The 18,323-nt window shown below is 73.0% G+C and carries 15 protein-coding genes; 3 read left to right on the forward strand and 12 right to left on the reverse strand.

The genetic code is table 11. The features are described from left to right. Positions 1-16 precede the first annotated feature (16 nt). The 5 genes from ACSHXC_RS20375 to ACSHXC_RS20395 form a co-directional block, all read right to left on the reverse strand. Complete coding sequence (locus ACSHXC_RS20375) at positions 17-1,474, reverse strand: maltokinase N-terminal cap-like domain-containing protein (RefSeq protein ID WP_438292926.1); 1,458 nt, start codon at positions 1,472-1,474, stop codon at positions 17-19. Further along, on the reverse strand, positions 1,471-2,631 hold the full coding sequence (locus ACSHXC_RS20380) for an IS701 family transposase (protein WP_438296714.1): 1,161 nt from the start codon (positions 2,629-2,631) through the stop codon (positions 1,471-1,473). Before ACSHXC_RS20380 ends, ACSHXC_RS20375 begins: the two co-directional genes overlap by 4 nt. Positions 2,632-2,920: 289 nt before the next feature. Continuing rightward, positions 2,921-3,640 (reverse strand): SDR family oxidoreductase, encoded by a 720-nt coding sequence (locus ACSHXC_RS20385; RefSeq protein ID WP_438292927.1) that lies wholly within the window; start codon positions 3,638-3,640, stop codon positions 2,921-2,923. A gap of 37 nt (positions 3,641-3,677) precedes the next feature. Continuing rightward, positions 3,678-5,024, reverse strand: coding sequence for a sugar phosphate nucleotidyltransferase (locus ACSHXC_RS20390; protein WP_438292929.1), 1,347 nt, complete (start codon positions 5,022-5,024; stop codon positions 3,678-3,680). Positions 5,025-5,050: 26 nt separating this feature from the next. Beyond that, a complete protein-coding gene (locus ACSHXC_RS20395) occupies positions 5,051-5,263 on the reverse strand; it encodes a hypothetical protein (RefSeq protein ID WP_438292930.1) in 213 nt (70 codons plus the stop codon). Positions 5,264-5,427: 164 nt separating this feature from the next. Here ACSHXC_RS20395 and ACSHXC_RS20400 point away from each other — a divergent pair, with 164 nt between their 5' ends. Continuing rightward, positions 5,428-6,393 carry a LuxR C-terminal-related transcriptional regulator gene (locus ACSHXC_RS20400; RefSeq protein WP_438292931.1) on the forward strand — a complete coding sequence of 322 codons (966 nt, stop codon included), beginning with the start codon at positions 5,428-5,430 and terminating at the stop codon, positions 6,391-6,393. A 73-nt stretch (positions 6,394-6,466) separates the two neighbouring features. Here the strand turns inward: ACSHXC_RS20400 and ACSHXC_RS20405 are convergent, their stop codons facing one another. Then, positions 6,467-7,387 (reverse strand): transketolase, encoded by a 921-nt coding sequence (locus ACSHXC_RS20405; protein ID WP_438292932.1) that lies wholly within the window; start codon positions 7,385-7,387, stop codon positions 6,467-6,469. A gap of 241 nt (positions 7,388-7,628) precedes the next feature. Between ACSHXC_RS20405 and ACSHXC_RS20410 the strand changes: the two genes are divergently transcribed. Further along, a complete protein-coding gene (locus tag ACSHXC_RS20410) occupies positions 7,629-9,611 on the forward strand; it encodes a helix-turn-helix domain-containing protein (RefSeq protein ID WP_438292934.1) in 1,983 nt (660 codons plus the stop codon). Between the two features lie 181 nt (positions 9,612-9,792). After that, the gene (gene glgA, locus ACSHXC_RS20415; protein ID WP_438292936.1) at positions 9,793-11,034 is read left to right on the forward strand and encodes a glycogen synthase; all 1,242 of its coding nucleotides are present in this window, start codon (positions 9,793-9,795) and stop codon (positions 11,032-11,034) included. Positions 11,035-11,052: 18 nt separating this feature from the next. On the opposite strand, the gene glgB is transcribed toward glgA, so the two are convergent. The 6 genes from glgB to ACSHXC_RS20445 form a co-directional block, all read right to left on the reverse strand. Next, the gene (gene glgB / locus ACSHXC_RS20420; RefSeq protein WP_438292937.1) at positions 11,053-13,239 is read right to left on the reverse strand and encodes a 1,4-alpha-glucan branching protein GlgB; all 2,187 of its coding nucleotides are present in this window, start codon (positions 13,237-13,239) and stop codon (positions 11,053-11,055) included. Then, positions 13,236-15,374: a maltotransferase domain-containing protein gene (locus ACSHXC_RS20425; protein ID WP_438292938.1), complete on the reverse strand. Its 2,139-nt coding sequence runs from the start codon at positions 15,372-15,374 to the stop codon at positions 13,236-13,238. The genes glgB and ACSHXC_RS20425 overlap by 4 nt, the downstream gene beginning before the upstream one ends. Positions 15,375-15,436: 62 nt before the next feature. Next, positions 15,437-16,204: an AAA family ATPase gene (locus tag ACSHXC_RS20430; protein ID WP_438292939.1), complete on the reverse strand. Its 768-nt coding sequence runs from the start codon at positions 16,202-16,204 to the stop codon at positions 15,437-15,439. 53 nt (positions 16,205-16,257) lie between these two features. Continuing rightward, positions 16,258-17,511 (reverse strand): PP2C family protein-serine/threonine phosphatase, encoded by a 1,254-nt coding sequence (locus ACSHXC_RS20435; RefSeq protein ID WP_438292940.1) that lies wholly within the window; start codon positions 17,509-17,511, stop codon positions 16,258-16,260. Between the two features lie 10 nt (positions 17,512-17,521). Further along, complete coding sequence (locus tag ACSHXC_RS20440; protein ID WP_438292941.1) at positions 17,522-17,968, reverse strand: ATP-binding protein; 447 nt, start codon at positions 17,966-17,968, stop codon at positions 17,522-17,524. 41 nt (positions 17,969-18,009) lie between these two features. Then, on the reverse strand, positions 18,010-18,321 hold the full coding sequence (locus ACSHXC_RS20445; RefSeq protein WP_438292943.1) for an anti-sigma factor antagonist: 312 nt from the start codon (positions 18,319-18,321) through the stop codon (positions 18,010-18,012). Positions 18,322-18,323 lie beyond the last annotated feature (2 nt).

Raw genomic sequence — 18,323 nt, forward strand, 5'->3', positions numbered from 1 at the left:
TCGGACACGCAGACCCTCAGCCCACCGGGCGCTGCCACGTGGCGAGCCTGCGGACCGCGGCCAGCGGGATGGCGAGCCACTCGGGCCGGTTGCGTGCCTCGTACAGGGCCTCGTACACGGCCTTGTCGGCCTCGAAGGCGCGCAGCAGCACCGGCCGCACCCGCGGGTCGGCGCCGCCCGCCTCGGCGTAACCGGTGCAGAAGGCCCGCCGGTTGTGCACCGCCCAGGCCGAGGCGCGGTGGGCCAGCCGGATGCCGCGCGGGTCCCGCGGCGGCTGCTCGCCGGGCGGGGCGCCGAGCACCTCGGCCAGCGCGTGGTGGGCGGCGTAGTCGAAGGAACGCAGCATGGCCGCGACGTCGCGCAGCGCGGGCTGCGCCCGCCGCCGCTCCTGCGGCGGCCGTCCCGGCTCGCCCTCGAAGTCGATGAGCACCCAGCCGCCTTCACCGCGCAGCACCTGCCCGAGGTGGAGGTCGCCGTGGACCCGCTGGACGTCGATGCCCCTGCCCGCGACCTCGGCGAGGTCCCGGTACATGGCGCGCAGCCGGCGCTCGAACGGCAGCAGCGCGGGCACCTCGGCGAGTGCCGCCTCCAGCCGCAGTCCGAGTACGTCGGCGAGCTGCCCGGCACCTGCGGCGGTGAGGGTCTCGGTGCCGAGCCGGTCGGCCAGCGCGGCGTGCACCTCGGCGGTGGCCCGGCCGAGCGCGCGGGACTCCTCGGTGAACCCGGCGAGCGGGGAGACCGTGTCGCACTCCCCGGTGAGGCAGGCCTCGGCCTCCTCGACGGCGAGGGCCCAGCCGTCGCCGCGGGACGGCACGAACTCCTGGAGGATGCCGAGGGTGAACTCGTCGCCGAGGGCGCCGGGTGCGGTGCGCAGCCAGCCGAGCGGTGCGGCGCTCGGTACGTTCCCGGCGCGCCGCAGGGCGCCCAGGAGCTCCAGTTCGGGGCTCGGCCCGGGTACCAGGTGGCGCAGCACCTTGAAGATCATGCGGTCGCCGAAGGCGATGGAGGTGTTGGACTGCTCCGCGCCGAGCAGCCGGGCGGGCAGGTGGGCCGGGATGTCGGCGCCGGGCATCCGGTGGAACTCCACGACGCCGTCGCCCCGTTCGGCTCCGAACAGTTCGACGAGGCGGTCCATCAGCTCGGGGTCGGCGGTCGCGTCGTACAGGACACGCCCGCCGGGGGCGGTGCCGGGGCCGATCGCGGCGGCGGCGAGGTGGCCGGGCAGTTCGGCGCGTACGCCGACGAGGAGCTGGTACCAGTCGTCCGGGCCGGTCCGTACGACCGTGTGCACGAGTGCGGGCTCGCCGGGCCGGAGCACGTCGACGAGGACCGGTTCGGCCTCGACGAGGGCGCGGTCCTTGCCGGCGAACCAGCGCTGGGCGCGGATCCAGCCGGGCAGCAGCCGGCGCAGGTCCGCCGCGATCCGCTCGCTCTCGGTCAACTCGGTTGTGTGGCGCGGTGGTTGGGCGATCATGCCGCGCTCTTCTCCATGGTCCGGCGGTCGGGCAGGGCCCGTACCGGCTGCGGGGCGGCGAGCACCCGGATGGCGTGGGCGACCGACACCATCGTCATGTGGTGGTGCCAGCCGCGGAAGGAGCGGCCCTCGAAGTCGCGCAGCCCCAGCGGGTCGCCGACCTCGGCGAGGTCGCGCTCGACCCGGTGGCCGAGCATCGCGGTGCGGTAGACGGTGCCCAGCTGCGACTGGGGCATGTTGGTCAGCCAGAACTCGTCCGGCCCGGGCCGTCCGGTCGTCGTCCACGCGCCGAGCAGGATCAACTCCTGGCATTCTGCGGGCACTTGACGGTTGCGCAACCGGACCCGGGTGGCGCCCACCGAGGTGGCGCGCAGGGTGTCGGTGGTGTGGTCGAGCCATTCGATTGGCATCCGGTGCCTGCTCAGCGCGCCGGCGAGGCCGGCTTGTGCGGCGCGGTGCGGGCCCAGGTCCAGCGCGGTGTGCGGGGCGGCGGGGCCGACGCGGATCACGAACGGCATCTGACGCTTCATCAACTCGGCGCAGGCCGGGTACGGATCGGTCTCGCGCAGGTCCATCACCACCGGGCGGCTGTGCAGACTCCACTCGTCGGCCATGTCGGCGAGCGATCCGATCGCGCACTGCTCCGGCGGGCAGGCGTCCACGCCGTCGGGGATGGCGGCCCGCTCGCGCATGCCGGGCTCTTCGGTCCAGCACTCGGGCAGCACGAGACGCCAGTCGACGGGGCAGCTCATCCGGTCGGACGCCAGCCAGACCCCCATTGCCTGCTGGCAGTTGACGACCCGTCGGTACTGGGAGACGAACTGCCGCTCGACGCCCACCGAGTGACGCCCCTCCTTGGTGATGACCAGCGGCTGCACCACCCAGGCGCGCGGCTGCGCCTGCGCCTGGAAGAGGCGGGCCAGTTCCCTGCGCACCGGCATCGCGTCCCACGGGGACTTGCTGATGAACTGGTACAGGCTCTGCTCGATGCTGCCGCGGCCGTTGCCGGCGAGCGCCCGCATGGTCTTCTTCCCGTCGACCGAGAGCAGGCCGCGGACGTACAGGTCGCCCCAGCGGCGCTGGTCGGCGCGCGGAATGGAGGCGAGCGTCCTGGCGAGGAACTCGGTGACGGTGTCCGGTGAGATCTCGTCGGGCAGTTCCTGCTCAGGCACGGCGGCTACCACGGCTCTTACCCAGCCCTCTCTGCATGGGGGATGCGGGGATCGCCGAGGCCACGGCCGGAGGTGGAGCAGGCTCCACAGCCTCGGAGCGGAGACCGGGGCCGGCGGCAGCGGCGGCGGTGCCGCCGGGCCTGGCCGGCCCCGGTTCCTGGCCCGTCGGCTCGGGGGATTGGCCGACAGGCAGTGGGGACGGGGCGGAACGGTCGGGGTCCGCCCGCGTCGTATCGGAGGACCGGGGCGCCGGGGCGCCGCGGCCGGGGTGGGGTCAGGCGACCCGGTGCTCCAGCACCCGGTCGGGGGCGAGGCGGCCGAGCAGGGCCGGCCAGTCGTCCGGGGCGTCGCCCGGCTCGCTGTAGATCTCGAAGGTGCGGCCCGCGGTCTGCGGGGCGCGCAGCGCCTGGACGCAGGCCTCGGCGACCGAGGCGCGGGAGACCCAGCCGTAGCCGCGGTCGTTCTGCTCCAGACGGACCCGGTTGCCCACCGACCGGTCGTCGGTGAGCCAGCTCGGACGGATCACGGTGTACGGGAGACCCGACTCCCGTACCGCGTCCTCGCCGCGCAGCCGCCAGTCGAGCAGCCTGCCGTAGGAGTTCATCGGGTGCTCGCGGCGGGTCACGAAGATCTGGCTGATCAGCACGAAGTGCGGGCGTTCGCCCCGCTCCGCGGCGGCCGCCAGGGCGTTGCGGACTCCGTCGTGGACGGTGGACTCGGGCGCGTCGGGACCGGAGTCCGCGGTGCCCGGCTCCACGCCGAAGACGATGCCCGCGCAGCCGCGCAGCGCGTCCGTGAGGGTGCCGGTGTACCGCACGTCGGCCCGGTGCACCTCCACGCCCGGGGGCAGTGGGGCGGAGCCGTGTTCCGGCCTGCGGCTGATCACCCTGACCCGGGCGCCCAGTTCGTGCAGCCGCCGGGTGATCAGGCCACCGGTCCGGCCCGCACCTCCGATCACCGCGATGGGACCGTGGGGGGCAATGGGGCCGTGCATGCTTCTCCTCTCCCGTGGCCGGGCGGTCGTCGGACCGTCATGCCCAGCGCAGAATGTCGTCGGAGTTGCGCAGCTCTGTTCGGGCGGGCACCCCGGTGAGGGCGGGCACCCTGAGGCGCGGATAGACGGTGATGCCGCTGAACCGCAGACCGGGCCAGAGCACGGCTCCGTCGCCGATGGCCGCGTGGTTCTCAAGGCGGGTGGGCCGGCCGCGGTCGGAGTGGACCTCCGCCATGGGGCCGACGTAGCTGTCCGAGACATCGGCGTACGCGCCGATCACCGCGGACTCGCCGACGGCGGACCGCACGAGGGTGGCGCCCTCGCGGATCTCGGCTCCGTCGCCGATGTCCGCGTGCTCCAGGCGCACCCCGTACCCGATCTCCACGTCGCGGCCGATCCGGACGCCGGGGCCGATCACCACCGTCCCCTCGTCGAGCTTCCGGGCGAGCGTGGTGCCGGTCAGGTCGTCCTTGGTGCCCAGACTGCTGGGGTGGATCCAGCGCCGGGTGCCGGACCCCTCCTGATCGGGGGCCGCCATGAGCCGGTTCATCTGCTCGTACGCGCCGTTGAGCACGAGCTGGACGGTGTCCAGGTAGTCGGGCACGTTGCCGAGGTCGCCGAGCCGGCCGATGGCGTGTGCCGCCACCGGATGTCCGCGTTCGACCAGCCAGGGCAGCAGGTCGCCGCCCCAGTCGAGCCGTTGGTGGGACTGCCGGAACAGTTCCGGCTCCCGGGCGAGCAGCCGCAGCCGCCCGCAGTCCACCAGGTACATGCCCGCGTTGGTGGGCAGGGTGGCCGCGGGATCGCCGGCCGTCGACGGGAACAGGTCGTGCAGTTCCGTGGTGTGCGGCTTCTCGACGAAGCCCTGGACCAGGCCGTCGGCTCCGGTACGCATGACGCCGTACTTGGCCGCGATCTCCTGCGCGGTGCGGGCCACCGAGGCGACCGTCACCAGGGCGTCCCGCGCCTCGTGTGCCGCCGTCATCGCGCCGAGGTCGAATTCGAAGAGCGAGTCGACGGGAAGCACCAGCGCACGGCACTGCAGATCCCACTGTTCGAGATTGTGCAGGGTGGCTCCGGCGGAGCCGACGTTGTAGCGGTCGAAGCGCGAACGTGAATAGCTGATCTCGACGCCGTAGCGTTCTCCGTGGCCGAGCAGCAGCTTGATCTGGTCGCGGTTCTCCAGGCCGTGCGTCACCACGTAGAAGCGGCGGATTCCCTGTTCCCGGCAGGCTTCAAGCACCCATTCGATGAGGCTGCGTCCTACGAAGGGGATCAGGGCCTTGCTGCGAATGTAGTCCGCCGACTTGAGGGTGATGGGCTTGGCCCGCTCTCCCCTGCCTCCGGCGAGGATGATGCCGACTGTTTCCCGGTCCTTATTCATTACGTCCCCGTCCAGCCCTTGCGGGATCAGGTCCAGTTGGAGTCGTCCTCGTTGTCCACGCCGGCCTTCGTGGCGGCGTGAATTGCCGTCCAGTTCGAGTCGTCCGGTGTCGCGCTGCCGCTTTGCCCCGCGGTGGCGGCAACGGCGGTGCCGGCCGGGATCTGTACGCCGAAGCCAATAGCGATGGCCAGCGCGAGACCGGTGGAAACTCTCTTAACCAGCGTTTGGTTGAAATCCATGATTGCCTCCCCTATGGCTGAAAGGCCTACTAGGCCTTCCGTCACCGGAAGCATGCCGCAAAAAACTCGGCCGTTCGGTTTTCGCTAGCATCGTGATCGCGCAATGCAGAAACAAGAAGGGGGGACGCATGTGTAGAAATCCAGACATCAAGCCACAATCGAATGTGATCCGGCCCTGTGACTGGGGGTTGGAGCGGTACCGCGAGGCGCTGGCCAAGGGGCCGATTGATGGCGAAATACCCGAATGCCTGCTGGAGCTGGGGCTGCTGCGGCCGTTGGCCGAAACACCCACCCTGTGGGCGGCGATCCCGCCGGACATCGCCACCAGCGAGCTGGTGCGCCCCATGGAGCGGGCCGTCCTGGTCCAGCAGCACACCATCGCGGCCATCCAGGAGGCCGTCTCCCACGCCGAGGACGTCTATCGCGAGGAGCACCGGGAGTCGGCGACCCCGCTCCGGCTCCTGCACGGCGCCGACGTCATCCGCGCCGCGCTGCTCCAGGCCAGGGACGACTGCGTGTCGGAGATGCTGACCGCGCAGCCGGGCGGCTCGCGCGATCCGGAAGCGCTCGCGCGCACCCTCCCGCAGGAGGTCGCGATGTCCCGGCGCGGTGTCAAGCAGCGCACCCTCTACCAGCACACCGTGCGTGCCCACGGCCCCACGCTCGCCTACATCGAGCAGGTCACCTCACAGGGCGCCGAGGTGCGCACCCTCAACGAACTCTTCGACCGGCTGATCGTCTTCGACCGCCGCCTCGCGCTGATCCCCGACCCCCGGCACGACCTCAGCACCACGGCGCTGCTGATCGAGCACCCGGCGGTGGTCCAGTACCTGGTCAAGGTGTTCGACCACGCCTGGGCGCGCGCCGAGCCGGTCAGCATGACCGCCGAGCAGGTGCGTCCCCGGCTGATGACCGACGAGACCCGGCGCACGGTGCTCCGGCTCATGATCGAGGGCCACACGGACGCGGTCATCGGCACCCGCATCGGCATCAGTACCCGCACCGTCTCCACCCACATCAAGAAGGCGTCGGAGCTGCTCGGCGGCCGCAGCCGCGCCCATCTCGCCTATCTCCTGGCCCAGTCGGAGATCCTGGAGGACGGCCCGGCGCGACCCGCCAAAACCTCCTGAGACGCCCGCCCCGCGGTCCGCCGACCGCGCCGTCGGCCGTGCGGCCCCGCCAGGCCCGCGCCGACCGCACCCCTCAGCCGCGCGGCCCCGCCAGGCCCGCCGCCCCGAGCACGGCGCGCACCTGTGCCGCCCCGGCCCTCCCGCCGCGGCCGAGCGGCACCCCCACCACCTCGCATCCCGGCAGCAGCGCCGCCAGTTCCTGGGCGAGGCCGCCATCGGGCGCGTACCCGCCGACGACCACCAGACGCCGGTGCCGGGCGCCGATGCGCTCCGCCGCGGCGGCCAGCGGGGTCCCGCTCAGATACACCAGATGCGCGTGCCCGAGGGCGGGTGCGGCGCGGCGGGCGGCCAGCGCGAGCGCGGTGCCGGTCTCGCCGGCCGACACCAGGCACGGCGTGCCCGGGGCGCCCTCGGACTCCCAGTTGACCACCGGGAGCCGGGGCCCGTCCCAGCCCAGCGAGGCGTACCGGGTGCCGCGGCCGATCCGGATGTAGTGCGGCCGTCCTAACTGGGCCGCGACGCGCACCACCGCACGGGTCTCGGCCTCGCCGTACGGGGAGGCGAGGATGAGGCCGGGGATGCGGCGCAGTGCGGCGAAGTTGAGCGGGGCGCCCTCGTACGGGGCGATCACGGTGGCCCCGGCGGACAGGTAGCCGGTGGTCAGCTCCACGTTCTCGGTCGCCCGGTGCGGCGCGAAGGTGCTGACGAACGGCCGGAACCCGGCGACCGCGAGCCCCGCGGCCATGCCCACCATCGCGACCTCGACGGTTCCGAGCCGGAAGAAGCGGTCGGGGCGGGCGGCTTCGAAGGGGTGGTCGTCCGGGCCGCCGGGGCCGGCCTCCAGGCAGACGACCCGCTCATCGTGAGCGGCGACCCTGGTCAGCTCGTCGCGGTAGGCGTCGAGCCCGGACAGCGGCAGCGTGCGCCCCGCCCACCGGCCGGCCGCCGGACCGCCGCCCCCCGGCGCCGTCGCGTCCACCGTGTCACTCGTCATCACTGGAAAGCCCCCGTGCCGGTCGTGTCGGAGCTCCGGCGGCTCCACCCTGCCGTTTCGGTCAGTCTCAGGGAAGGTGCCGGGGCGACTACGTAATGCATCCGAGCGGTGACCGGACCACCTTTTACCGCTCTTGAACTGGGGTTTTACATAGCAAGATGTGGTTGACGCGGCTGGTGCGCGGACCCTAGGTTCCCAGGCGGCCGAGCGATTCAGGCCATCGTGGGGGTGGGGGGAGCGCATGCAGGGCACCAGTGAAAACGTTGCATATCACAGCCTTTTTCGGCTTCTCGAACTTCTCGCCGGTCAGGCGCCCGCGCGCGGCTTCGACGAACCGGTCGCACGAGCGCGGGCCGAGGGCGTCGACCCCGGTCGGCTCGCCCTCCTGAAGCGGGCCCGGACGCTCGCGCTCGACGTGAACGAGCTGTTCGTCCGCGGCCGGCAGCGCGAGGCGGGCCTGTCCGCCCTGGTGGACACGGCGAAGGAGCTGGCCCTCGCGCACGACCTGGAGGCGCTGCTCAAGGTCGTCGCCCGGCGGGCCCGGCTGCTGCTCGGCCTCGACGTGAGCTGGGTGAGCGTGCGCGAATCGGCCCATGGATGGCTCGCCGTGTGTGCGTCGGACGGCCACTCGGCACCGCACGCCTATGCGCACCCGGTGCGAGAAGGCGCCGGCAACGCGGCGATCGCCCGGGGCGGCCCGTTCTGGACGCCCGACTACCTCGATGACGACCGGTTCCCCCATGTCGAAGCCGGCGACGACATGGTGCGCACCGAGGGGCTGCGCGCCGTGCTGGCCGTACCGCTGTACTGCGACGAAGGCGAGACCGCGCTCGGGGTGCTGTACGTCGCCCACCGCGCGGTGCGCAACTTCAGCCCCTGCGAGATCAACCTCGTGGTGTCGCTCGCCGACCTGGCGGCGGTGGCCATCGGCCGGGCGCACCAGCTGGACCGGGCCCACGACGAGATCAGCGAGCTGGAGTTCGGCACCTGGCGGGCGATGGACTTCGGCTCGGCCGCGCACCGGATGCTGGACGCCCAGAACAGACTGACCGAACTGGCCCTGCGCGGCGGCCCGCCGCAGGAGCTGGCCGAGCGGGCCGTGGCCGAGCTGGGCGGGGGGCTGCTGATCCGGGACGCGTCGGGCACGGCGCTGGCGTCGGCCGGTGACTTCCCCGACGTGGCCGAGGCAGAGCTGGAGCGCGGGGCGTTCGACGCGCACGCCGCCCGCGCCCCGGTCGCCTCCGCCGGGCTCTGGTTCGCGCCGGCGACGGCGGGCGACGAGCTCCTCGGCACGCTGGTCCTGGCACCGGGCGGGCCGGCGGCGGACGGGCAGCCGCCGATGATGCGGGCGGTCGCGCAGGCCGTCTCGGTGCTGCTGCGGATGCGCGACAGCACGGTGCTCGCCGAACAGAGGATGCGCGACGAACTGTTCCGCGAGCTGCTCGGCGGATCCGTGCTCTCCGCGGACCGGATCGGCGACCGGGCCCGGTGGCTGGGCATCGACCTCTCCCTCCCCCATGTCGTGGTGGTGATCCGCTCCGAGGGCGACGGGGCGCGGGAGCAGGCCGCGCGCTGGGCGGCGGCCCATGTGCGGCGGCGCGCGGGGCTGCGCCTGCCCGAAGGGGACGGCGTGGTGCTGCTGCTGCCCGGAAGCGACCCGGCGGCGGCCGCCCGGGACGTGCGCGACCAGCTGACGGCGGTGCTCGGGCGGCCGGTCTCGGTCGGTGCCGCCGGCCCGGCCGAGGGGCCGTCGGGAGTGGCCCCGGCCCACCGGGAGGCGCGGCGCTGCCTGGACGCGGTGGTCGCGCTCGGCGACGCCGGCGGCACCGCCTCGCCGCGGGAACTGGGCTTCCTCGGGCTGCTCCTCGCCGAACAGCCGGACGCGGCGGCGTTCATCGCGTCCACCGTCGGGCCGCTGCTCGACTACGACGCCCACCAGGCGACCGCGCTCGTCGCCACCCTGGAGGCGTACTTCGGCTCGGGCGGCAGCCCCACGCGGGCCGCGGAGATCCTGCACGTCCACCCGAACACCGTCTCGCGGCGTCTTGAGCGGATCACCGAGCTGCTCGGGCCGCGCTGGCAGGAGCCGGGGCGGGCGGTCGACGTCCAGTTGGCGCTGCGGCTGCACCGGGCCCGGCACGCGATCCGCAACCGGGACACCTCCGCGGCCGCGACGGGCCGGTCCCGGCCCTTGGCTGATGAACCGTCAGCTCGTAATCGGTAGCGTCGGGGCGGGGCCCCGCGGCCGTGCCTTCTCCGCTCCCGCTGCCGCACGGCCGGGGCCCCTTCCACCGCCCGCGCCGTACGGCCGCGGCCCCCTTCCGCCGGCCTGAGCGGGCAGGGCGCCGCCGCTGCCCGAGGCGTACGGGGGCGGCCGTGCCAGCCACCGACCTCAGGAAGTGCCGATGAATCCGCAGCCCACCCCTGCCCCGCTCCCGGTCCCGCCTGCCGGGCGCCTCCGCGTCGACCTGCTGACCAAGGAGTATCCGCCGGAGGTCTACGGCGGCGCGGGCGTCCATGTCGCCGAGCTCTCCCGGGAGTTGCGGAAGCTGACCGAGCTGCGGGTCCAGTGCTTCGGGAAGCCGCGCGGCGTCGACGGCGTGCTCGCCCACGCCGAGCCGGAACTCGGCGACGGGGCCAACCCGGTCCTCGCCACCCTCGCGGTCAACGTGACGATGGCCGCCGCCGCGGCCGGGACCGACCTCGTGCACAGCCACACCTGGTACGCCAACGGAGCCGGCCGCCTCGCCAAGGAGCTGTACGGCATCCCGCACGTGGTGACCACGCACAGCCTGGAGCCGCTGCGCCCGTGGAAGGCCGAGCAACTGGGCGGCGGATACGCCCTGTCCTGCCTGGTGGAGCGCTCCGCCCTGGAGTCGGCCGACGCGCTGATCGCCGTCTCCCGGGGAATGCGCGACGACATCCTGCGGGTCTACCCGGACATCGACCCCGACCGGGTGCACGTCGTGCACAACGGCATCGACACCGACGTCCACCGCCCCGACCACGGCACCGAGGCCCTGGAGCGCCACGGGATCGACCCGGACCGCCCGATCGTGCTGTTCGTCGGACGGGTCACCCGGCAGAAGGGCCTGCCGCAACTGCTGCGCGCCGCCTTCGCGTTCGCCCCCGAGGCCCAGCTCGTGCTGTGCTGCGGACAGCCCGACACGCCGCAGATCGCGGCCGAGACCGCCGCCCTCGTCGACGAGCTCGGCCGGGTCAGGGACGGTGTCGTACGCATCGACGGGATGCTCGACGCGGTGTCGCTGCGCCAACTGCTCACCCACGCCACGGTGTTCGTCTGCCCGTCCCTGTACGAGCCGATGGGCATCGTCAACCTGGAGGCGATGGCCTGCCGCACGGCCGTCGTGGCGACCGCGACCGGCGGCATCCCCGAGGTGGTCGCCGACGGCGAGACCGGTCTGCTGGTGCCGATCGAGCAGGAGCGGGACGGCACCGGAACCCCCCTCGACCCCGAGCGGTTCGCCGCGGACCTCGCCGCCGCCGTCAACCGGCTGCTCGCCGACCCGGCCCTCGCCGCCCGCCTGGGCGACGCGGGCCGGGTCCGGGCCGAGCGGCACTTCGGCTGGGAGCAGGCGGCCCGCCGCACCCGGGCGGTCTACGAACGCGCCCTCGGCCGGGCCTGAACCGGCCCGGTGGTCGGCTCACTCGGGGCGCAGCCAGACCGCGCCCAGGGGCGGCAGCACCACCGTGGCGCTCGCCGGGAGGCCGTGCAGCGGCTCCCGGTCCGCCACGAGCGGTCCGGAGTTGACCGTTCCGCTGCCGCCGTACGCGGCGGAGTCGGTGTTGAGGACCTCCCGCCACCGGCCCCCGGCGGGCAGCGCGAGGCGGAAGCCGTGCCGGGGGACGGGCTGGAAGTTGTAGACGCAGACCAGAAGTTCGCCCGCGGAGCCGTACCGTACGAACGAGTACACGTTGTCCTCGGCGGCGTCCGCGTCGATCCACCGGAAGCCCTCGGGGTCCGCGTCCGCGCTCCACAGCGCCGGCTCGGCCGTGTAGCGGTGGTTCAGGTCCCGCACCAGGTCGCGTACGCCCGCGTGCGGGGCCTGCCCAAGGAGCGACCAGTCCGGGCCCCGCTCGTGAGACCACTCGGTGTCCTGCGCGAACTCCTGGCCCATGAACAGGAGTTGCTTGCCGGGGAAGGCCCACATGAAGGCCAGGAAGGCCCGCAGGTTGGCGAACTGCTGCCAGCGGTCGCCGGGCATCTTGGCGAGCAGCGAACCCTTGCCGTGCACGACCTCGTCGTGACTGATCGGCAGGGTGTAGTGCTCGCTGTACGCGTACATCATCGGGAACGTCATCCGGTGGTGGTGGTACTGCCGGTGCACCGGGTCCTCGGCCATGTAGGACAGCGCGTCGTGCATCCAGCCCATGTTCCACTTGAGGCCGAAGCCGAGGCCGCCGTGGTCGGTGCGCCGGGTCACCCCCTCCCATGCCGTGGACTCCTCGGCGATGGTGACGACCCCCGGGCAGCGCCGGGCCACGGTCGCGTTCATCTCCTGGAGGAACTCCACGGCCTCCAGGTGTTCGCGTCCGCCGTACGCGTTGGGCAGCCACTCCCCGGCTTCGCGCGAGTAGTCCAGGTAGAGCATGGAGGCGACGGCGTCCACGCGCACCCCGTCGACGTGGAACTCCTCGCACCAGTAACTGGCGTTCGCCACCAGGAAGTTGCGGACCTCGGGGCGGCCGTAGTCGAAGACCAGCGTGCCCCAGTCGGGGTGCTCGCCGCGCCGCGGGTCGCCGTGCTCGTACAGGGGAGTGCCGTCGAAGCGGGCCAGCGCCCAGTCGTCGCGCGGGAAGTGCGCGGGCACCCAGTCCACGATGACGCCGAGGCCCGCCCGGTGCAGGGCGTCGACGAGGTACCGGAAGTCGTCGGGCGTGCCGAACTTCGCCATCGGCGCGAAGTAGGACGTGACCTGGTAGCCCCAGGAACCCCCGAAGGGGTGCTCGGCGACCGGCAGGAACTCGACGTGGGTGAACCCGAGCGCCTTGAGGTAGCCGGGAAGTTCGCGGGCGAGGTCGCGGTAGCCGAGACCGGGCCGCCAGGAGCCGAGGTGCATCTCGTACACGCTCATCGCGGCCCGCTCGGCGGGCACCTCGCCGCGCCGGGCGAGCCAGGCCGCGTCGCCCCACGGGTGGGCGGAGGTGTACACCACGGACGCGGTGCCGGGGGCGGACTCGGCGGCCGAGGCCATTGGGTCGGCCTTCTGGATCCAGTGACCTTCCCGGGTCAGGATCTCGTACTTGTAGCGGATGCCGTCGCCGGCGCCGGGCACGAACAGCTCCCACACCCCGCTCGCGCCGAGCGAGCGCATCGGGTGGGCGGCGCCGTCCCAGTGGTTGAGGTCCCCGACCAGGCGCACCGCGCGCGCGTTCGGCGCCCACACCGCGAAGGACGTCCCCGCGACCGGGCCGCCGCCCGCGTCGTGGGTGCGCGTGGTGGCGCCGAGCACCCGCCACAGCTCCTCGTGCCGGCCCTCCCTGATCAGGTGCAGGTCGAGGTCGCCGAGAGCGGGCGGGAACCGGTAGGGGTCGTCGTAGCCGAACACGGTCGCGCCGTAGTGCGCCTCGACCCGGTAGTCGAGGAACCCGGTGCCGGGCAGCAGCCCGGTGAACACCCCGCCCTCCTGGTGGTCGAGTTCGGCGAGCTGCGTCCCGTCGGGGGCGGTGATCGTGACGGTGTCGGCGAACGGCCGCAGCACCCGGACCGCTGTCCCGTGCGGCCCCGGGTGCGCGCCGAGCAGCGCGTGCGGGTCGCTGACCTCGCCCGTGGTCAGGCGCTTGAGGTCGGTGCGGGCCAGCTGTGCGGTGCGGTGCGTTGCGGTGGTCACGACTGCGGGTTCCCGTCCGTGAAGAGGTGGGCGACCTGCTGCTGCGGGTCGAGGCGTACGTAGTTGTCGCGGCCCCACTCGAAGGTCCGGCCGGTCAGCGCGTCGCGGACCGCGAAGGTGTCCGAGCGCTCCAGGCCCAGCGCGGGCAGGTCCAGCGAGACGGTCGCCTCGCGGACGCTGTGCGGGTCGAGGTTGAGCACCACGAGCACCCAGTCGTCCCCGGAGGAGTCGGCGGTGCCGTCGGCCCGCTTGGAGAAGCAGACCACCGCGTCGTCGTCGGTGCGGTGGAAGCGCAGGTTGCGCAGCTGGTGCAGGGCCGGGTGGGCGCGCCGCAGCCGGTTCAGCGTGCGGATCAGCGGCACCAGGGTGTCCTCGGCGGCGGACCAGTCCCGGGGCCGGTACTGGAACTTCTCCGAGTCCAGGTACTCCTCGCTGGCCGGCCCGGCCGCCACGTTCTCGTACAGCTCGAAGCCGGCGTAGACGCCCCAGCTGGGGCCGGCGGTCGCGGCGAGCACCGCGCGTACCGCGAAGGCGGGGCGGCCGCCGTACTGGAGGTAGGCGTTGAGGATGTCGGGGGTGTTCACGAACAGGTTGGGGCGCAGATGGGCCGCGCTCTCCTCACCGCCGAGCCCGGCCAGCTCCGAGAGGTAGGACTCCACCTCGTCCTTGGAGTTGCGCCAGGTGAAGTACGTGTACGACTGGTGGAATCCGGTCCTGGCCAGCGCGTGCAGCATCGCCGGGCGGGTGAACGCCTCGGCGAGGAACAGGACGTCGGGATCGCTCTCGTGGACCGCCTCGATCAGCCGCTCCCAGAACGCCACCGGCTTGGTGTGCGGATTGTCCACGCGGAAGATCCGCACCCCGTGCGCCATCCAGTGCCGCAGGACGCGCAGGCACTCGTGGTGCAGCCCGTCCGGGTCGGTGTCGAAGTCGACGGGATAGATGTCCTGGTACTTCTTCGGCGGGTTCTCGGCGTACGCGATCGAGCCGTCCGGCCGGTGCCGGAACCACTCGGGGTGCTCCGTGACCCAGGGGTGGTCGGGCGAGCACTGGAGCGCGAAGTCGAGCGCGACCTCCATGCCGAGGCCGGCGGCGACCGCCACGAAGTGGTCGAAGTCGTCGAGGGTGCCGAGGTCGGGGTGGACCGCGTCGTGGCCCCCGGCCGCCGAGCCGATCGCCCACGGCGAGCCCGGATCGTGCGGGCCCGCGACGAGCCCGTTGTTGGGGCCCTTGCGGTGGGTGGTGCCGATGGGGTGGATCGGCGGCAGGTACACCACGTCGAAACCCATGTCGGCGACCGCGGGAAGGCGCTCGGCGGCGGTGCGCAGGGTGCCGCTGACCGGCGCCGGGAACATCCCGTCGGCGTCCGGCACCGAGGAGACGACGGCGCCCTCGGAGCGGGGGAACAGTTCGTACCAGGCCCCGTACAGGGCGCGCTCGCGGTCGACCCGCAGCGGATGCTCGACGGACGCGGTCAGCAGGTCGCGCACCGGGCGCGCGGTGAGCAGCGCGGTCACGAGGGGGCGGTGCGCCGCGGCGAGCCGGTCCTCGGCGGTGAGCGAGGCGTCGCGCAGGGTGCGGGCGGCCGCGACCAGCGGGGTGCCCTCGCGGGTGTCGAAGGCGTCGGCGGCCCGCTCCAGGAGCAACGCGCCTTCTTCCAGGACGAGTTCGACGTCGATCCCGGCCGGGATCTTGATCTCGGCGGCGTGCCGCCAGGTCGCGACCGGATCGGTCCACGCCTCCACGCGGTACGTCCAGTCGCCCTCGCGGCCGGCGCTGACCGTGGCCGCGTACCGGTCGGTGCCGGGGGCGACGAGGCGCATCGGCGTCCACTCGCCGGGGTTGCCGTCCGGGTCGGTCAGGACGACGTTGGCGGCGACGGCGTCGTGGCCTTCGCGGAAGACGGTCGCCGAGACCTCGAACTGCTCGCCCGGGACCGCGCGGGCGGGACGCCGGCCGTCGTCGACCCGGGGGCGCACGTCGACCACCGGTATCCGGCCCACGGTGGGCGCGAACTTCCGGGCCCCGGCCGGCTTCGCGGCCGGGGCGGGCCGCTGGGCAGGGGCGGCCGGGGCGGCGGCCGCCGCGGGTCGCGCCGGAGCCCTGCCGTTCTTCGGCATGGTCGTGCCTTTCATCGTGTGTGTGCCTCCTCGCACCGGGGTGCGGTCGCTGAAGGGGTGCGGGTGACGGCGTGCGGTCATCGGCGGATGGCGGTGGTGCCGTTGCTGACCTCGGAGATGATCCGGCGGTAGCCCGCGACCAGCGGATGGTGCGGATAGGCCGTGCTGAACAGCCGCTCACCGGCGAGGGACGCCATCTCCGGTGCGTACGGCAGGACGGCGGCCACTTTGGTGGCGTACGCGCTCTCCACCTCGGCGCGCAGCCGCTCGCCCACGCCGCCGTCCGGGGCGAGGTTGACGGCGACGCTCATCCGCACGCAGCCGAGGCGCCCGGCGAGCGCCATCGTCTCGCCCGCGCCCGCGAGGTCGAGGCGGTCCGCCCGGGTCATGATGACCAGGACGTCCGCGCTGGCCATCGCCGTGACCGTCTCGTTGTTGAACCCGGCGTGGGTGTCGAGGAGCAGCACGTCCAGGGCGAGCGAGTCGATGAGCCGGTCGAAGCCCTCCCGCAGCAGGCCCACGTCGTAGCCCCGGCCCATGATCTCGTTGACGCCGGCCGCGCGGTTCCTGGCCGGCACCAGGAAGAGGCCGCCGTGGCCCGCGTCGGTGTCCGCCGGGTAGGCGGCGTCCTCGATCTCGCAGCGGCCCACCAGGTAGTCGGTGAGCGAACGGCGGACCGGTGCCATCGCGTCGCTGAACATCACGTCGAGGGAAGGCGTCTGGATGTCCGTGTCCACCAGGGCGACCCGGCGGCCGGCGGAGGCCAGGAGCAGTGCCAGGTTCGCGGCCGTGCTGGACTTCCCGGTGCCCCCTCGGTAGGAGTGCACGGTGATGATCTGTGACATGGTTTTCCACCCGGTAGTTCTGTGAGTCGCGGCAGACAGGTCCGTTGCTCGGGTCAGCCCGTTCCCCCGCCCCCCGGACGCCGCCAGTGGACGGCCATCATCGTGATGTCGTCGGACTGCTCGGCGGGTCCCACGAACTCGCCGAGCGCCCCGTCCATGTGGTCGAGCAGCTCCTCGCCGGTGAGCGCCGCCTCGGTGAGGTGTCCGAGCATCCGGTCGTCGCCGAAGAACTCGCCGGTCGCCGAGCGCGCCTCGGTGACCCCGTCGGTGTAGATGAAGAGGGTGTCGCCGGGGCGGAACTGGGTGTAGCCGAGCGAGAAGGTGACGTCGGGGATGACGCCGACGGCCGGCCCGGTCGGGTCGAGCAGCACCGGGTCCGCGCCGTCGCCGCTGACCAGGACGGGCGGGTTGTGGCCGCCGTTGATGTAGACGAGGTTGCCGGTGACCGGGTCGAGCACGCCGAAGAACATCGTCGCGAAGTAGCCCTGCCGGATGTGGTTGCGGGTGAGGTAGTTGTTGGTGCCGACGACGGCGTTGAGCAGCGGGGTGGCGCCGACGACGGGGATGGCCCGGCTCTGTTCCTGCCAGGCGGTCTCCTCGCCAAGCAGGTCGGCGGCGATCAGGTTCTGCAGCCCGCTCTGCTCGGCGGTGTGCCGCAGCAGGCTGCGGATGAGGGCCATGAACAGCGCGGCGCCGACGCCCTTGTCGCAGACGTCCGCGACGACCAGGGCCAGGCGCCGCTTGTTGACGAGTTCGAAGACGTCGTAGAAGTCGCCCGCCACGGTCCGCGCGGGCCGGAACCTGACGTCGATCTCCCAGCCGTCGGGGCTGGGCAGCGAGTCCGGCAGGAAGCCCATCTGGATTTCCCGCCCGATCTCCAACTCCCTTTCATAGCTGAGCAGTTCGGCGTGCGCGGCGACGTCCTGCACGGTACGGCTGAGCTCCGCGTGCTCGTGGCAGTTGCGCAGCCGGGCCCGGATCAGCTCGGGATAGAAGGGCGGTACGAGGTAGTCGGAGCCCGCGTGCACATGGCTGCCGAGCAGATGCAGCTCGTGCTCGGCGAAGGCGACGACGGTGGGGTGGTGGCCCTCGTCGTCGAGCCGCCGGGCCACCGCCCGCACGGTGTGCGGGGAGAGGCCGGCGTGCGCGAGCAGCACCTCGGCGTCCGGGACCTGGCCGTGCTGGGCACCGAGCACCTCTCCCGGGGTGTGCACCCGTACGCGCGCGCCCACCGCCTGGAGCGCCTTGAGGAGTTCGGGGGGCGCGGTGCGCCCCTCGTCCAGTACCAGCACGTTCGTCTGTGACATCTCGTCCCATCTATCCGATCCGCGGCCTGTCCACCGCGAGGGTGCTCACGTTGCGGCCCGCCACCAGCCGGTAGTCGAAGGAGTCCACCGCGGTGAACGCGAGATAGACCCCGAGCCCTCCGATCTGCCGCTCGGCGAGCGGCACGTCGAGGGCGGGCGGTCGCATGCCCTGCCGTGGGTCGAAGGCCGGCGCGTCGTCCTGGAAGCGCACCCACACCTGGCCCGGGGTGATGCCCCCGGCCACCAGGATCTCGCCGGGCACCCCGCGATAGCCGTGCATCACGATGTTGGTGGCCAGCTCGTCCGCGGCGAGCCGCAGCCGGTACACCGAGTCGTCCGGGAGCCCGGAGCCGGCGGCGAGGGCGAGCACGAACTCCGCCACCCGGTCGAGCTGTTCGAGCGCGGCGGGGATGCGCAGCGTGGCCGGGGGCCGGACGGGGCCCGTGGTTTCAGGCATTACGGCACCGAAGTCCAGCGCCATCTCTGACCGCCTCCTCTTCAGGCGTCGACCAGGTCGATGCTGTGGTCGAACCCGGCCAGCCGGATGGTGCGGGCGACGGATTCGGCGGCGCCGACGACGGCGATGCGGATGCCGTCGCCCATGTGCTGGCGGGCGAAGACCAGGGAGCGCAGGCCCGCGCTGGACAGGTAGGTGAGCTGTTCGGCGCGGATCACCAGCTCGACGGAGCCCGCCTCGGCGGCGTCGGTGATGGTCTCGTGGAACCGGGGGGCGGTTCCGGCGTCGAGTTCGCCCTTGAGCTCGATGGTGGCGACGCGGTCGTTGATCCGCAGCCTGGCGTCGAACGTCACGG

Source organism: Streptomyces sp. HUAS TT7, from assembly GCF_051550175.1.
Classification (GTDB): Bacteria; Actinomycetota; Actinomycetes; order Streptomycetales; family Streptomycetaceae; genus Streptomyces.

Bases quoted from the DNA above. Each gene is read 5' to 3' on its own strand.
- ACSHXC_RS20375 (WP_438292926.1), bottom strand. From the start codon at position 1,474: ATGATCGCCCAACCACCGCGCCACACAACCGAGTTGACCGAGAGCGAG.
- ACSHXC_RS20385 (WP_438292927.1), bottom strand. From the start codon at position 3,640: ATGCACGGCCCCATTGCCCCCCACGGTCCCATCGCGGTGATCGGAGGT.
- ACSHXC_RS20390 (WP_438292929.1), bottom strand. From the start codon at position 5,024: ATGAATAAGGACCGGGAAACAGTCGGCATCATCCTCGCCGGAGGCAGG.
- ACSHXC_RS20395 (WP_438292930.1), bottom strand. From the start codon at position 5,263: ATGGATTTCAACCAAACGCTGGTTAAGAGAGTTTCCACCGGTCTCGCG.
- ACSHXC_RS20405 (WP_438292932.1), bottom strand. From the start codon at position 7,387: ATGACGAGTGACACGGTGGACGCGACGGCGCCGGGGGGCGGCGGTCCG.
- ACSHXC_RS20410 (WP_438292934.1), top strand. From the start codon at position 7,629: ATGCAGGGCACCAGTGAAAACGTTGCATATCACAGCCTTTTTCGGCTT.
- glgA (WP_438292936.1), top strand. From the start codon at position 9,793: ATGAATCCGCAGCCCACCCCTGCCCCGCTCCCGGTCCCGCCTGCCGGG.
- ACSHXC_RS20425 (WP_438292938.1), bottom strand. From the start codon at position 15,374: ATGAAAGGCACGACCATGCCGAAGAACGGCAGGGCTCCGGCGCGACCC.
- ACSHXC_RS20430 (WP_438292939.1), bottom strand. From the start codon at position 16,204: ATGTCACAGATCATCACCGTGCACTCCTACCGAGGGGGCACCGGGAAG.
- ACSHXC_RS20435 (WP_438292940.1), bottom strand. From the start codon at position 17,511: ATGTCACAGACGAACGTGCTGGTACTGGACGAGGGGCGCACCGCGCCC.
- ACSHXC_RS20440 (WP_438292941.1), bottom strand. From the start codon at position 17,968: ATGCCTGAAACCACGGGCCCCGTCCGGCCCCCGGCCACGCTGCGCATC.